We start from the raw sequence: 16,258 nt of genomic DNA on the forward strand, positions 1-16,258 counted from the left end.
TTTAATAATACATTACAAGAATAATTTTCTTTTTAGAATTGTCAATCTTTTTCTCGATTACCTCAAAAAACTTTTCGTTGACCATTGGGCATCCAAGGCTGTTACAAATAGGATTTAGCTGTTCTTCAAACGGAACGTCTTTATATTTATGAAGTACTATATTGCGGTCAAAGGCATTACTGTTTGTGATGCCCAAACCGTATAACTTGTAAGCTTTTCCAAATCTTCCGGAGTATGAACCGCCAATGGCATATTTTCCTAAAGAACTGCAATTCGAATTTTTGACATTGCTGAATTTTAGCTTTCCGTAAGTTCCAGTTTCAGATCCGGAACCATGTCCGACTAAACCTTTATCTAGTAGTTTGTTGTGTTTTAAATCGTAAATAAAAAACCGGTTTTTTCCAGATTCAATCTTCATGTCTAAAAAGAAGGCAATATTTGAATTGTATTTAGTAGATTTCCCCAAAAATCTCCTGATTTCAGCTGCCTCACTTTTTAACTTCTCTTCATAGGAATAAACCGGTTTTGAATTTTTATTTATTTCTGGTTTTTCTTCATTATTCCTACAGGCAAAACTCACGCCAAAAATTGCAAACGATAGCAAAAAGCAAATTTTCTTTTTCATGTTACGGATTCGTTTTATTTCTCAACCGTATAACCTTTTACTTTTGCGAAGCCTATTATCGATGTACTGATAGCATTTCCCAAATCATCTTGTTTCTTGGTTTTCTTGGTTTCGGTATCAATATACTGCTGGCGTTTTTTGCCCAGTTCGCCAATCTCTTTCTGAATGGTTTCTCTTTCTTTGGTCTTTTGAGCAACGATTGTTTTTATTTCTGCTTCTGATTTATTTTGAAGTTCTTTAGGCAGCTCCTCTTTTTTTATTTTCGAAATAGCCGTTTTATCATCTTTTACTTTGTCAACCAAATCCCAGCTTTCATTTTTATAAACCGCTTTTGATTTGCTCACAGCTCGCTCCGCATAATTGGATGCAGAAACTTTTTGTGCATTTTTATCCTGCGTTTCCTGGTTCATTTTTTTTGCAGAACCTTTGGCACCATAACTAATATAAGTTTTGTTGATTTTTTCATTGCATTTCGTGATTTCATCATCATATGGAGTGGCGATATAACGTACGGTTTCGTTAGAGTCAATATTAAAATACTTGCCTTTTCCATAATCGGCACCGTTTTTCCACAGTTCATTTATGCCCTGTGTTTTATCTCCGCAGTAAATCGTATTTACATAAATATCATTTTTCAAAGCATTACTAATGGCTTCTTTATAATTAATACCGCCCTGATTAAACTCTTCATTTCCGGCAATATAAATCAGCTTCATATTGTTGTTGTCCTTTGCCCATTTTAACTGCCTGGTTGCATCCTGAATTACAGCTCCGCAATATTCACTTCCGCCATTCGTACTTAAGGAAAACAATTTCTCGGAAATCAAATCCAAATCTGTCGAAAGCGGAGCTATTTGTCTTATATAATTCGATTTTTGAGATAATCCGTCGTTTCCATATTCGTATAATGCAATTTCGATATCAGGCGCTTTTCCGTCGTATTTTAAGGTTGTCAACGTATTTACGATATTCCAAAGTCTCGATTTAGCCTGATCAATTAATCCATCCATGCTGCTGGAAGTATCTAATAATAATGCAACCTGTATTTTGGTTTTTTCTGTTACTATTGGTTTTTCGATTGCAGTATTCTTTTTAGAATTTGCATTCGAAGAATTGCAGCTGGCAAAAGAAATTGCTGTAGCTAAAAGTGCGGGGATAAGAAGAGTTGTTTTCATGATTTCGAGTTTTTAATTGTTTGATTACAGATCAAACTTAAAAACTTAAAAAGCATGTTTTTCAGACAAATGGTGAAACAGTATTTTGACTTGGTGAAATGATTCTGACAGATTAATTTTGTTTCGTTGTATTCATATTCAGGGTCTTTAAATCACCGTTTGGAGTCACCAGAATAAATTCTTTATCGTTTTTTGAAACCGGTTTCTTTTCTCTGTTAATCGCTATTTTAATTTCATATTGTATTTGAATAACAGGTTCTGAAACCGTTGAGTTAATTACAAAATCAAAATCCTTATTGAATACCGGCTGGTAATAAAGTGTAACCGATTTATTAACTTGATTAATGTTTGCCGCTTTTTTTAAGTTTAAAGAAGAGCTATTGTACACTTCATACGATTTATACATTTCGACGGGTAAGTTGATAATGAAACCATCAGTAATTTTTTTCTCAGCGTTTATAAAGGTCTCTCCAAGCAATTCCTGATAGTTTTTTAGTTTTTCCTGAATAAGAAGTTTTGCTTTCGTCATCATTTCTTTTTTAATAGTTTCTAATGTAGTAGAAAAATAATCAACCCTCACCAGATCGTATATTTCGTAATTGGATAAAATCGCAATAAATTCATTCAACTGATTGGGATCAGTGAATTTGATATGAATGTTTTTCTTCAATTCAAATCCTGCCGGAATTTCATTGTAAGTCTTGCGATTAAAAACCTTTTTTTCTGCTTCGTATTCATAAACGGGAACAAATGATATCATATCAACAAAAGTTTCAGCACTTTTTTTAAGTTTGATTTCGGTTAGAGACGGTGTAATTCTTTGATCCATTAGTTCATTCACTTCTTTAGTGGTTTTACCGTTTTGAGTGATGCTGAAAATGGCGGTATAGGCGTCCGCCTTAATGTTTGCAAGCCCTTTTACGCTTACAACGATAGTATTATCTGAAGGAAAATTTATATCAATAGCGTTGTTGTTATAAGATTGCTGATCGCGATAATTGACATTTCCGGAAACCTGTGCCATTATGCAAGTAGAAAATGATAGTGTTAAGAATGTAAAAAATAGTTTTTTCATGATTATGGTTTTTAAATTAAGATTCAAATGTATTGATCGAAAAAACGTATTTTTGACAGAATGGGTCAACAGGTCATTTGACTTGGTGAAAAATATAGGATAGAAATTTGAAATTAGGTTACTTTACACTTTCAAAATAAGGTATTTGTGAAACGTCATTGGTTAATTACTTTTAGTTTGCTTTTAGTGCTATTATTTCCGCAACGAACAATAGCGCAGGCAATTCCTGTGCCCAAAGCAGAAAAAAGCAAACAGGTAAAAATGAGTAAAGTGGCTGAAGATTTATCGGTTTCATTGGATGAAAACGATGAATCAAAAATTGCCGTGAATTATGAAAAATTGGCCAATGAATTTTTAAATAATGGTGATAATGCCAAAGCGGAGGAATATTTTAAAAGAGCGCTAAACAGCTATACCAAATTAAAACGGACTGAAGATAAAACCCGGGTAACGCGCAGTTTGGCCAAAGTACAGGAAAATCAAAAAAACTTTAATTCGGCGATTAAAAATTACGAAGTCGCGGGCGCATTATCCAAAGATGTTGCTGAAGAAAAAATAAATTTAAACGATGCCAACCGACTTAAAAACCAATCCAATCCTGCCAGTCAGACCAATTATGTAGATTCGAATATTGAATTGCTGAAAAAGGAAAAGAAAAGCCAGGAAGTTACAGAAGCGTATGTCCAGAAAGCCCAAAATTCATTAGACTTAAAAGATAAAAGCGTTGCAATAGAAAGTTATAAAAATGCACTCGCTTACGCAAAAGACAAACCGGAGTCTGTAATTAAAATTAAAAATGAAATTGCCAATGTATATGCCTCAGACAATCAGTTTGAAAAAGCAATCGTCATCAACGAAAAGCTATTGGCAGAAGCCGTAACCAAACAAGATTTTAATACCCAAATCAAGCAACTGCAATCGCTGGCAACACTTTATTTTAAAAAAGAAGAACCAAAGAAAGCATTAGTATCATTGAAAGAAGCGTATGATCTGGCCTCTAAAAAAGGAAATTCGGCGGAAGCGAAAAATACTTTATCAGCCTTAGCAGAATATTATAAATCGAAAGGAAATGAGAAAGAAAGTATGGCGCTTTACGAGCAATTCTTTCAAAATTTTGATCAGTTAATTCAGTCTGATACTACTTTGATTAATGCGAAAACTTTTCAGGTTACAGAAGGAAAGATACGTCAGCTTGAGAAAGAAAAATCATTAAAAGATGAATTGATTACCAAGAAAAACACCTTTAACTATTTTCTGTTAGGATCAATATTATTGCTTTTGCTCTTGTTTGCCTTTATTGTAAAAGCATTGTATTCGATAAAAACGAAGAACAAAGAAATTGCGTTACAATCGCTGCGACGCGAAATGAATCCGCATTTTATATTTAACAGTCTGAATAGTGTGAATCAGTTTATTTCAGAAAATAAAGAACTGGAAGCCAATAAATACCTGACTTCGTATTCGAATTTGATGCGGAATATGATGGAGAACTCTAATAAGGATTTCATCTCATTGGATAAAGAAATTGAACAGCTGAAAAAATATTTGGATTTAGAACATTTGCGCTTTGAGGATAAATTTGATTTTAAAATTAGCGTTGATGAAGCCCTGGATACCGAAACGGTTTTGATACCGAACATGATTATTCAGCCACATCTCGAAAATGCCATTTGGCACGGATTGCGTTATCTGGATAAAAAGGGATTTTTGCATCTTAGTTTTCAGTTTGCGGCAGAGAAAGTTGTGGTGATTATTGAAGATAACGGGATTGGTCTGACCAAAAGCCGTGAATTGAAAACAAGTAATCAGAAAGCGCATGAATCCCGTGGCTTGAGTAATACAAAAGAGCGTATTGGTTTGCTGAATGAATTGTATAAAAAGAATATCTCTTTTGAAATTACCGAAAAAGAAATGCCGGAAACAGGAACAATTGTCCGAATTGTTTTTCCGTTAATAGATAAATTATGATGACTTTTCAAAAGATAAAAAGTGTAATTGTCGAAGATGAACTGGCAGCGCGCGAAGTCCTCAAAAATTATTTGAGTAAATACTGTCCGCAGGTTGAAGTTGTGGGCGAGGCGCAGAACATAAAAGAAGCTGTGCCGTTACTGCATGAAATTCGGCCGCAATTGGTTTTTCTGGATGTAGAAATGCCGTTCGGAAACGCTTTTGATGTTCTCGAGGCGTGTAAGGATCTGCATTTTGAAACGATTTTTGTCACTGCGTTTTCCGAGTATTCACTAAAAGCCTTAAATCAAAGTGCTGCTTATTATCTTTTGAAACCCATTAGTATCGAAGAGCTGATCGTTGCTGTAAATAAAGTGCATCACCAGATTATGAACTATGAGATCTTTAACAGAAACAAGATTATTGTAGAGAATTTTCATGAAACCAAACCCGAAAAACAGCAGGTCATCTTGCCAACATTAGAAGGTTTTGAAGTAGTAAAAATGGAAGAGATAGTTCGCTTACGTGGAAATGGAAATTTTACAGATCTCTTTCTAAATAACGGAAACAAAAAAATGGTCTGCCGATTTTTAAAACATTTTTCGGAGATTTTGCCATTGCCTTTTATCCGCGTTCATAAATCGCATATTATTAATATGAATTGCGTAAAATCGTATAATAAAGGCGGAATCATCACGCTGAATGATGGCGCTGAAATCGAAGTTTCATCGACTTATAAAGAAGAGTTTCTGAAGAACTTTAAGTAGTTTTCTAACCGCAAAGTTCGCAAGGTTCTGCGCAAGGCGCGCTAAGATTTCTTTAAGTTGTGAAATAAAAACCTTTGCGAACTCTGCGTAAAACCTTGCGGACTTTGCGGTTAAATAAGTATTACAAGTCAAATTCCCCGTCAATCGAAAGCGAATCATTTTTAACCGCAGTTGAATCGGGAGCTTTTATTCTGATTAAAGATCGTGCATTACCGGAAATATAAACGGGTAGTTGGCCTATTGTATCTTCAGGTACTAAAAGACCACGACGAAACATTAAATTCTTTAAAAACTTCTGGTTTTGTACTGCAAAGTCTCTCAGATTTCCCTGATCATTAAACTGATACATGAATTTTCTTGGTTTGGGTATAATAGTAGCCAAATACAAACATTCATCAACATTTAATGCCGACGGGCTTTTTTGGAAATAGAAATGACTTGCTTCTCCAATTCCATATACGTTTGGCCCCCATTCTATAATATTGAAATACACTTCAAGCATTCTTTCTTTGCTTACCACACGATTGTTTTCCAGAATATAAACCAACAAAATTTCCTCCAGCTTACGCGAAAGTGTTTTTTCTCTCGTCAGGAAAACGTTTTTAATCAGCTGCATGCTAATAGTGCTGGCACCGCGCGAGAATTTTTTGGTTTTGATATTCTTTAAAATAGATTGTTTGAACGCTTCGTTGATAAAACCACGATGTTGGAAGAAAGAAGGATCTTCGGTCGTCAAAACAGATTTTCGTAAATAAGGAGAAATCTGGTCTAAAGGCGTATAATTAGGATTTGCATTTCCAACTAAAACAGGTCTTTGCAATACATTCTGGATAATGGCGCGATACACAAATTCGCCGTTTAATTTGTTTAGATCAGCTTCTCCGTATTTGGTGATTCTTAGATCTTCTTTGTTCAGTTTGCTATCAAAAACTAACGTATTGGGTTTGTTTTTATTGAACTTGAAATCCAGTTTATAATCGAAATTTCCTGTTGCTTCCATTCCCTGAAAATGAGTAAACAATCCGTCAGGCAATGAAACGATAAAGTCCTGCGCTTTCATTTTCGGAATATCGACTTTTAAGGTATAAATCGTATCTTTTTCTGTACTGTACGAGATATAAGGTTTTACTTTTATTTTGTTCAGCTGCATTGTTGAGGTGCTGTCAATCGAAATAAAACTGTCTCCCAATAGAAAACGATAATCAAAACGTGCGTTTTTGATGATTACGTCTTTACTGGCGATTTTAGGGTGGTTGATTTTTAAATTGGTGATAGAAGTATAGCCGTCAATGTGCAATTCGCTTCCGTCCTTTTCTATATTTTGAACATTCAGGCGAATAGAATCAAAACTAGCTTTCAGGTTGTAACGCTCGTCTAAATACGGAACACGAATGGCTCCGGTATCCAGATTAAAGAAACGGATATCCGCTTTTTTATTTCTCGGGTCAGCAAAACCTTTTATGTTCCAGCGCTGATCAAAATCTTTGCTTTGTACATGAAGATTGGTTTCGAGCTGTTTGTTGTCTAAAACAAGTTTATTGACAGCGACAGAGGTTTTTTTGCCGTTATCATCGATTCTGAAATTCAGGTTTTCCAGTTTCATGTCGGTCGGAACCAGATTCAGTAATTTTGAAATAATTCTATAAGCGAAAGTACCGTATTTCCGTTTTTCATTTTTATCAGAATCCGCTTTGTCTTTTTTCAGGAAAGCATCAAAATTGCGGACATTCCCCTTTTTGACTAACTGGATATAACCGTTATTGACTTTTAAAGTGCCAACCTGAACATCACCAATTAGTAAATTAGACAAGCTGATGCTGGTTTCTATTTTTTGAATGTGGCAAAGTGTATCGGCATTTTTTGGAACCAGAATAATGTCAGTTAGTTTAATGCCGGAAAAACCATCAAACGAAGCCGATTTTACAGAAAAAGTGCTGTTGTATTCGGTATTCATTTTGGTTTTTACTTTCGCAATAGCTTGCTTTAAAAGTGCATCACGAAAAAAGTAAAAGCCTAAAAAAAGCACTACCAATACTATTACGAGTATCAGCAGTGCTTTGTATATTTTTTGTTTTGGAAATTTCATAAAGTTAATTTCATAAAATTTGCGATTATTCGCAAAATGAAAAGTTTTTTTGCCACGAATTTGCTTCGTGTGAATAAATTTGAATTTGCAATAAATTTAAATAAAAATTCGTATTTAATTTGTGCAATTGCTTCGCCTGTTCACTATCGCTCGAGTCGTGGCAAAAAATCGAATTACCCAAAAAGAATACCTGCTACATCTTCAATTTTGGCAACAAGCTCAATTTTGATTCCGGTATTCTTTAAAGCAATTTTGTTGTACTTAGAAACAAAGATAGTGGTAAATCCTAGTTTCTCGGCTTCCTGAATACGCTGATCGACCCTATTTACAGGGCGTATTTCTCCGGAAAGACCAACTTCACCGGCAAAACAGAAACCTTTTGTGACGGGAATATCTTCGTTAGAAGATAAGATTGCAGCAACAACAGCAAGGTCGATTGCGGGATCATCAACAGAAATTCCTCCGGTTACGTTCAAAAAGACATCTTTTGCTCCTAAACGAAATCCGGCTCTTTTTTCTAAAACGGCCAGAATCATGTTAAGTCTTTTGGCGTTATAACCCGTTGTACTTCGTTGCGGAGTTCCGTAAACAGCGGTACTTACCAAAGATTGTATCTCGATCATTAGCGGACGCATGCCTTCCATAGTGGTGGCAATCGCCGTTCCTGACATTTCTTCGTCTTTGTGCGAAATCAATATTTCTGACGGGTTGCTTACTTCCCGCAAACCGCTTCCTAACATTTCATAAATACCAAGTTCGGCAGTAGAACCAAAACGGTTTTTTAGCGAGCGTAAAATTCGGTAGACGTGATTTCGATCGCCTTCAAACTGCAAAACAGTATCGACCATATGTTCCAGGATCTTTGGTCCGGCAATGTTTCCGTCTTTTGTAATATGGCCGATTAAAATAACCGGAATATTGGTTTCTTTGGCAAACTTGATCAGTTCAGCAGTCGTCTCTCTGATCTGAGAAATACTTCCTGCCGTAGATTCGATATAATCTGTATGTAAAGTCTGAATCGAGTCAATAATGACGATTTCAGGCTGAATGGCTTCAATTTGCTTGAAAATATTTTGAGTTTTTGTTTCCGTCAGGATATAACAATTTTCGCTGTCCGGCGTAATTCTTTCAGCACGCATTTTTATTTGCTTCTGACTTTCCTCGCCGGAAACATATAAAGTTTTATAAGGTAGTTTTAATGATATCTGAAGTAAAAGCGTACTCTTTCCAATTCCGGGTTCACCACCCAAAAGAGTCAGGGATCCGGGAACTATTCCGCCACCCAAAACACGATTCAATTCGCCGTCAGTCGTATCCATACGGATTTCCAGAGTCGAGTCGATTTCATTAATTTTTAAAGGGCGGGGTGCTTTGCCATTTGAAGTAGGTTCGCTTTTCCAGGCGACTTTTTCCTGTTTCTGAATGATTTCTTCCGCAATAGTATTCCATTCCTTGCAGGCATTACACTGACCTTGCCATTTGGCATATTGCGTTCCGCAGTTCTGACAAAAAAAAGACGTTTTAACTTTAGACATTATTTACCGGTTTTTGCAAGTGTATTCATCTGATCCATTTTTTCGTACATCAAATCTTTGTTCAAATCACCAATTGCCTCCATTTGCGAAGCATTTTGGTATTTTTTCGAAGCCCTTTTCGGGTCTCCCAATTTCTCATACATTAATCCTAATTCATATTCTCCCAACATCGCTTTTGGATAATTTACGTTTCCAATTTCAGCCATTTTACCCAATTCATCGTATGCTTTATTTTTTAAAATAATGTTTTCAATTACTTTAAAATCACTCATTCTCACAGGAATCTTAACGCCCATCACTTTAGACATAGTGGCGTATTTGTTTTCGAGATAATCAGCATAACCTGTTTGAAGTACCGCAATCTTGTCGTTGTATTCAGCAGAATTAATAGGTTTATAAACTTCAAAAATCTGATATAGTGCGCTTGGTATCGAATGTAAAACCTCTGTATAATGTGTTGTACCTTTAAATAAATCGTATTTATAGTTTACTAACGGATTATTTGCGATTTTAATATTACTGTCCAGTTTTTCTATAGGTTCTTTTATTCTCTTAATATCGCCATCCGCTGCCGAAAGATAGTAAAAGAAAGGCTCTTTGATTTTAGCAAATTTCTCCGGAATACGAATTTCCATTTTTGGGGCAAGCTCCGGACTCAGGCAAATATAAGCGTTAAATAGAGGAGTTTCTTTGTATAAATAGAAGTTGATAAAACTTGCAGTGATATCGTGACCGGCAATAATCCTGAAAGGTGTTGTGCGGTACTTTTTTTCGATATAAGGAACCAGTTCAGCTCCAATAAATTCAAAAAACTGAGCGCCTTTTTCAAAAGGTAATCCGTTAGACTGGTCAATTGTCGAGTCATCAAAACGTTCTCCGTCTTTATTTTGATGAACACCAATGATAATCATTTCAGGCAAATCGTCCCAATAAACACCGTAACTAACGGCTCCTGAGAAAGGATCAAATAGATAATCTCCGTCTAATAAGTATAAGACCGGGTATTTTTTTTCAGGATTAGCTTCGTAAGATGCGGGAAGTCCAATGGTTATTCTTCTTTCTTCTCCGAGTTTGACAGATTTAATGTTGTCAAATTTTTTCTGGGAAAAAGCAGAAATTGAAATTAATGCAAAAAATAGTAGGTAAACTTTTTTCATGATTTGGGGTATTTCAGTGAATTTAAAAGTATTGAAATAGTGTGGCAATATAATACTTTATTTGCTTTTTTGTTGGTGTGGAAATTTAAAAAAGCAATGAAATTATACGATTAAACCTATTTTTTGAATTTAGGCAAAAGAAATCCTGTTTGTTCAAAATAAATTGACAAACAGAAAAAATAGAAAGGTGTAAAAAGGGAGGCTTAGGTTAGCGAATTATCGTTTTCATTAGGGAAAATGATCCATGGTTTGAAGGTTTTAGCTTCTTCAAACTCCAGGGTTGCATAGGATATAATGATAATGATGTCGTCTTTTTGAACTTTTCTCGCGGCAGGTCCGTTCAGGGTGATTTCTCCTGAATTTTTTTGTCCTTTGATAGCGTAAGTCTCAAAACGTTCGCCATTATTGATGTTTACAATAGATACCTTTTCACCTTCAATAATATTTGAGGCTTCCAGTAATGTTTCGTCAATAGTAATACTGCCAATATAATTAAGATCAGCTCCAGTTACTTTTACACGATGAATTTTTGATTTTATAACTTGAATTTGCATTTTGCAAAGGTAAATTAATTTAATGAAATGGTGTCGATCAACCTTATATTATTAACAAATACCGCTATAAATGCACGGTAGTTTTTGTCTTTACTTTTATGATCGATAGGTAATAATGTAGATTCGTCAGCAATTACAAAATATTCGAGGTCAAATCTCTCGTTGTCTTTAAAAGCATCCTCTACAAATTGAATAGTATCTTCAGGACTGCCGTTTTGAAATATTTCTTTTGCTTCTGTCAAAGTTTTATAGATGATAGCGGCTTCTTTTCGTTCTTCGGGAGTTAATCGTTCGTTTCGCGAACTCATGGCAAGCTGATTGTCTTCTCTGAAAATGGGGCAGCCTACGACATTAACCGGTAAATTCGTTTTCTCGACCATTTTTTTTACGATCTGCAATTGCTGGAAATCTTTCTCGCCAAAATAAGCATTCGTTGGAGTAACAATTTCGAACAAACGTTTTACGATAGTTCCAACACCGTTAAAATGTCCAGGTCTGAATTTTCCCTCCATTTGATATTCTAATCCATCAAAATCAAAATCCTGAGAGACAGTGTTTCCTTCGTAAATATCTTCTACAGACGGAGCATACAAAATCATTTTGTCACTCAAACCGCGCATTTTTTTTACATCTTCTTCAAGAGTTCGTGGATATTTATCTAGATCTTCAGGGTTGTTGAATTGAGTTGGGTTAACAAAAATACTCACAACAGTGTCGTCGTTTTCTTTGATTGATCTTTGCATTAACGCCAGATGACCTTGGTGTAAAGCGCCCATTGTTGGTACAAATCCGATGGTTGAATTTGCGGTTTTGATAGTTTTCAAATAGGCTATCAAAGCTACTTTACCGTAGAAAATATGCATGGCAGTATTATTAAAATTTAGTGCAAACATAATATATTAGTTATAAACTGCATAAATTTTTGTAATTTTGCAACGTTTTTATTACCAAAAATTAAGTAAAATACTATTATGAAAGATAAGAGGATATTATATGTATCATCTGAAGTCGTGCCTTATTTGGCTGAAAATGAAGTTTCTTTAATGTCATATGACGTTCCAAAAATGATCAATGATCAGGGCGGACAAATAAGAATTTTCATGCCAAGATATGGAAATATCAACGAAAGAAGACACCAATTACATGAAGTTATTAGACTTTCAGGAATGAATTTGGTAGTGAATGATTTAGATATGCCGTTGATTATCAAGGTAGCTTCGATTCCGAAAGAAAGAATTCAGGTTTATTTTATTGATAATGATGAATATTTTAAACGTAAAGCAACTTTTGCTGACGAAGAGGGAGTTCTATATCCTGACAACGACGAAAGAGCAATATTTTTTGCTAAAGGAGTTGTTGAAACGGTAAAAAAACTAAACTGGGTTCCGGATATCATTCACGTTCATGGCTGGCTGGCTGCAATGTTGCCAATTTATATGAAGCACTATTATAAAAATGAAGCTTTATTTTCTGAAACAAAAATTGTTACCTCTGTTTATGGGCAATCTTTCGATGAAAATTTAGACTTAGAAATGATAAACAAGGTAAAATTTGATGGTGTGCCGCACGAGGCGATCTCTGATTTAGAAATACCGAATTACGAAAATGTCTTAAAAGCGAGTATATTACATTCAGATGCTGTGATTATTGCTTCGGAAAACGTATCTCCAAGTTTAACAAAATTTATAGAATCTTCAGGAAAACCTTTTTTACCTTTCGCCACGAAAGATGCATTCGCTGAAGCGTATACAAATTTCTATAAAACGATGGGTCTTTAAATTTTAACTTTATTATTAAACATGTACAATACTTCTTTTATTAAGAAAATTCTATTAATAGCAACAGTTGTCCTTTTATATTCTTGCGATAAAGATTTTAATGCGATTGGTGAAGGTTTGATCGGAGACGATCATTTTGGTCTTGAATCTGAAAAATATGATGTTTTAGCTTATAATCAGGAAGTAACTCCTGTTCAGTCAAACGGATTAACGCTTACTGGTTTAGGGATTTATGATAATGCTGTTTTTGGGACTAATACCTCAAATTTTGTGAGCCAGGTTACTTTAGCTACAGATGCACCAACCATTGGTGAGGCACCGGTAATAGAAAGTGTGGTATTGAGTATTCCTTATTTTATTAATTCAAGTGCTACTACTGCTGATCCTAAAGGCGGTAATATTTATAAATTGGATTCTATTTATGGCGACCCTAAAGGAAAAATTAAACTGAGTGTTTACGAGTCTGGAGTTCAGATGCGTTCTTCTTACTTTGAGGGAGGTTCACAGTTTAATCAGTTGTATTATACGAATCAGGATTCAGGTGCAGATGCTATAAATTTTGATACAAGTAAAATTGGTGCAAGACTGAATGATGATCCGGATCCGGCACAAAATGATGCATTCTTTTTTAGTGCGGCACAAAGAAAAGATTCAACAGTAGTTGATGCTAATGCAGCTGTAAAAACATATACCTATACTTATATAGCTCCGGAAATGCATTTGAACCTGAATAAAGCGTTCTTTTTAGAGAAAATTCTAAAAGCCCCGGCTTCAAAACTTTCTTCTGCAACTATTTTTCAGGAATACTTTAGAGGGTTGTATTTTAAAGCAGAAAGATCAGAAGGTAGTCCTTCTAATTTAGCATTATTAGATATTGCAAAATCAGGGAATGCTAAAATTACGATCAAGTACAAAGCAAAAACGGCTATAACAACTGATCCTGATGAAACAATGGAAGATAAGACATTGGTTATTAATTTATCAGGAGCGCAGGCTAGCTTGTATCAGGACAATAAGAATCCAACATACTATAATGCAGTAACGAATCCGAATAAAACAGTAGGAGATGACAGGCTTTACCTAAAAGGAGGCCAGGGGTCGCTTGCTGTACTGGATCTTACCGGATTTGGTGCTAAATTAGCGGATATAAGGACTAAGAATTGGTTAGTGAATGAGGCTAATCTGGTTTTTTCTATAGATACTGATAAGATGGCAGGGACTTATGAGCCAAAACGTGTTTATTTGTATGATTTGGATAATAGTTTGCCAATTTTAGATTATAGTTCAGATGCTACAACTGCTACAACTAATCCGCCAGGTAAAGTTGTTTACAGTGGTATCATTAATATCGATCCTACTTCAAAAAGAGGTACAACATACAAAATCAGGCTAACGAATCATATCCGTAATATTATAAAAAATGCAACTGTAAAAAATGTAAAATTAGGTTTAGTGGTAACAGGAGATATTGGTACAATAACTTTTGGTCAATTGAAACTTAAAAACGACATTTTTTCAAATGTACCAAGAGCCTCAATTATGAGTCCGTTAGGAACGGTATTATATGGAGGAACTTCAAGTTCAAATGTTCCTGCCGGGAAAAAACTGCAACTTGAGATTTATTACACGAAACCAAATTAATAAATAATATATGTGTGGAATTGTTGGATATATCGGCCATCGAGAGGCTTATCCTATTGTTATCAAGGGATTAAAGCGGCTCGAATACAGAGGTTATGATAGTGCCGGAGTCATGTTGTATGATGATGAAACTGGTGTAAAGGTTTGTAAGACCAAAGGTAAAGTACTAGATCTTGAAGCTAAGGCTAAAGATGCTTTTAATACAAACGGAAAGATTGGAATTGGGCATACACGTTGGGCAACTCACGGGGTGCCAAATGATGTAAACTCACACCCGCATCTTTCGAATTCAGGCGAGTTGGTAATTATTCACAATGGAATCATTGAGAATTACGCACCGCTTAAAGAAGAATTAATCAAAAGAGGTTATACTTTTAAATCAGATACAGATACTGAAGTTTTAGTGAACCTTATTGAAGAGGTTCAGAAAAAAGAAGGTTTAAAATTGGGTAAAGCAGTGCAGATTGCTTTGAATCAGGTAGTAGGAGCTTATGCAATTGCTGTTTTTGATAAAAAGAACCCAAACGAAATTGTGGCTGCCAGATTAGGTAGTCCGTTAGCAATTGGTGTTGGAGAAGGAGAATATTTTATTGCTTCTGATGCTTCGCCTTTTATTGAGTATACTTCGAATGCAATTTATCTTGAAGATGGTGAAATGGCAAACATTAGATTGCACAAACCTCTTAAAGTTAGAAAAATTAAAGATGACTCTTTAGTAGATCCTTATATTCAGGAACTTCAGATGAACCTGGAGCAAATAGAAAAAGGAGGTTATGATCATTTCATGCTTAAAGAAATCTATGAGCAGCCAAGTGTTATAAAAGATACGTACAGAGGAAGGCTTCATGCTAATGAAGGAATTGTTCAGATGGCTGGTGTTGAGGATAATCTTGAAAAATTCTTAAACGCAAAGCGTATTTTGATCGTTGCTTGTGGTACATCATGGCACGCTGGTTTAGTAGCAGAGTATATTTTTGAAGAGTTTACCCGTATTCCGGTTGAAGTAGAATATGCTTCTGAATTTAGATACAGAAACCCAATTATAAACAAAGACGACGTTGTTATCGCGATTTCTCAATCAGGAGAAACTGCAGATACGATGGCAGCTATTAAATTAGCAAAAGAAAATGGTGCTTTTGTTTTTGGAGTTTGTAATGTGGTTGGTTCTTCTATTTCAAGAGAAAGTCATGCAGGTGCTTATACACACGCAGGTCCGGAAATTGGAGTAGCTTCAACAAAAGCATTTACAACGCAAATTACTGTTTTAACAATGATTGCATTGCGATTAGGGAAAGCAAAAGGTACGTTGTCAAATCCTGATTTTCATGCTTATTTACAGGAATTAGAATTGATTCCGGAAAAAGTAGCTGAGGCATTAGAAACAAACGACAGAGCAAAAGAAATTGCTGCAGCTTTTAAAGATGCGCCAAACTGTTTGTATTTAGGTCGTGGTTATAATTTCCCGGTAGCATTAGAAGGAGCTTTGAAGCTTAAAGAGATCTCTTATATTCACGCTGAAGGGTATCCTGCTGCAGAAATGAAACACGGACCAATCGCGTTAATTGATGAGCATATGCCGGTTATTGTAATTGCGCCTAAACAAGGTCATTATGATAAGATTGTAAGTAATATTCAGGAAATAAAATCAAGAAGCGGTAAAATTATCGCTGTAGTAACTAAAGGTGATACTCAGGTTCGTGAGTTGGCTGACTATGTTATTGAGATTCCTGAAACTTCAGATGCATTGTCTCCGTTGATCACAACGATACCTTTGCAGTTGCTTTCTTATTATATTGCAGTTATGAGAGGTTGTAATGTTGATCAGCCGCGTAACTTAGCAAAATCAGTTACTGTAGAATAATTATATTAAATTATATAAATGTTAAAAAAGCGAGATTTAGGTCTCGCTTTTTTTTAT

At 35.2% G+C, this 16,258-nt stretch carries 13 protein-coding genes; 5 read left to right on the forward strand and 8 right to left on the reverse strand.

What is annotated here, in order from left to right; translation table 11 throughout:
* Position 1: 1 nt before the first annotated feature.
* The 3 genes from B0A67_RS08015 to B0A67_RS08025 all read right to left on the reverse strand — a co-directional run bounded on the left by B0A67_RS08015 (position 2) and on the right by B0A67_RS08025 (position 2,875).
* Positions 2–625 (reverse strand): murein L,D-transpeptidase catalytic domain-containing protein, encoded by a 624-nt coding sequence (locus tag B0A67_RS08015; protein ID WP_072957124.1) that lies wholly within the window; start codon positions 623–625, stop codon positions 2–4.
* 14 nt (positions 626–639) lie between these two features.
* The gene (locus B0A67_RS08020) at positions 640–1,800 is read right to left on the reverse strand and encodes a vWA domain-containing protein (RefSeq protein ID WP_072957120.1); all 1,161 of its coding nucleotides are present in this window, start codon (positions 1,798–1,800) and stop codon (positions 640–642) included.
* Positions 1,801–1,912: 112 nt separating this feature from the next.
* Positions 1,913–2,875 carry an SIMPL domain-containing protein gene (locus B0A67_RS08025; protein WP_072957117.1) on the reverse strand — a complete coding sequence of 321 codons (963 nt, stop codon included), beginning with the start codon at positions 2,873–2,875 and terminating at the stop codon, positions 1,913–1,915.
* 147 nt (positions 2,876–3,022) lie between these two features.
* Here B0A67_RS08025 and B0A67_RS08030 point away from each other — a divergent pair, with 147 nt between their 5' ends.
* Positions 3,023–4,843, forward strand: coding sequence for a tetratricopeptide repeat-containing sensor histidine kinase (locus B0A67_RS08030; RefSeq protein WP_072957113.1), 1,821 nt, complete (start codon positions 3,023–3,025; stop codon positions 4,841–4,843).
* On the forward strand, positions 4,840–5,589 hold the full coding sequence (locus B0A67_RS08035; RefSeq protein WP_072957110.1) for a LytR/AlgR family response regulator transcription factor: 750 nt from the start codon (positions 4,840–4,842) through the stop codon (positions 5,587–5,589). The genes B0A67_RS08030 and B0A67_RS08035 overlap by 4 nt, the downstream gene beginning before the upstream one ends.
* 121 nt (positions 5,590–5,710) lie before the next feature.
* On the opposite strand, the gene B0A67_RS08040 is transcribed toward B0A67_RS08035, so the two are convergent.
* The 5 genes from B0A67_RS08040 to panC form a co-directional block, all read right to left on the reverse strand.
* Positions 5,711–7,675: a transglycosylase domain-containing protein gene (locus B0A67_RS08040; protein ID WP_072957107.1), complete on the reverse strand. Its 1,965-nt coding sequence runs from the start codon at positions 7,673–7,675 to the stop codon at positions 5,711–5,713.
* Positions 7,676–7,848: 173 nt separating this feature from the next.
* Complete coding sequence (gene radA, locus B0A67_RS08045; RefSeq protein WP_072957104.1) at positions 7,849–9,210, reverse strand: DNA repair protein RadA; 1,362 nt, start codon at positions 9,208–9,210, stop codon at positions 7,849–7,851.
* On the reverse strand, positions 9,210–10,367 hold the full coding sequence (locus B0A67_RS08050; protein ID WP_072957100.1) for an alpha/beta hydrolase: 1,158 nt from the start codon (positions 10,365–10,367) through the stop codon (positions 9,210–9,212). The genes radA and B0A67_RS08050 overlap by 1 nt, the downstream gene beginning before the upstream one ends.
* 203 nt (positions 10,368–10,570) lie before the next feature.
* A complete protein-coding gene (gene panD, locus B0A67_RS08055) occupies positions 10,571–10,921 on the reverse strand; it encodes an aspartate 1-decarboxylase (RefSeq protein WP_072957097.1) in 351 nt (116 codons plus the stop codon).
* A gap of 14 nt (positions 10,922–10,935) precedes the next feature.
* Complete coding sequence (gene panC, locus B0A67_RS08060) at positions 10,936–11,814, reverse strand: pantoate--beta-alanine ligase (protein WP_072957094.1); 879 nt, start codon at positions 11,812–11,814, stop codon at positions 10,936–10,938.
* 78 nt (positions 11,815–11,892) lie between these two features.
* Between panC and B0A67_RS08065 the strand changes: the two genes are divergently transcribed.
* The 3 genes from B0A67_RS08065 to glmS are packed head-to-tail and all read left to right on the forward strand — an operon-like array spanning position 11,893 to position 16,201.
* A complete protein-coding gene (locus B0A67_RS08065) occupies positions 11,893–12,699 on the forward strand; it encodes a glycogen/starch synthase (RefSeq protein WP_072957091.1) in 807 nt (268 codons plus the stop codon).
* A 21-nt stretch (positions 12,700–12,720) separates the two neighbouring features.
* A complete protein-coding gene (locus B0A67_RS08070; RefSeq protein ID WP_072957088.1) occupies positions 12,721–14,340 on the forward strand; it encodes a DUF4270 domain-containing protein in 1,620 nt (539 codons plus the stop codon).
* Between the two features lie 10 nt (positions 14,341–14,350).
* A complete protein-coding gene (gene glmS, locus B0A67_RS08075) occupies positions 14,351–16,201 on the forward strand; it encodes a glutamine--fructose-6-phosphate transaminase (isomerizing) (protein ID WP_072957085.1) in 1,851 nt (616 codons plus the stop codon).
* The last annotated feature ends 57 nt before the right edge of the window (positions 16,202–16,258 follow it).

Origin of the sequence: Flavobacterium aquidurense (assembly GCF_002217195.1) — a bacterium.
GTDB lineage: Bacteria > Bacteroidota > Bacteroidia > Flavobacteriales > Flavobacteriaceae > Flavobacterium > Flavobacterium frigidimaris.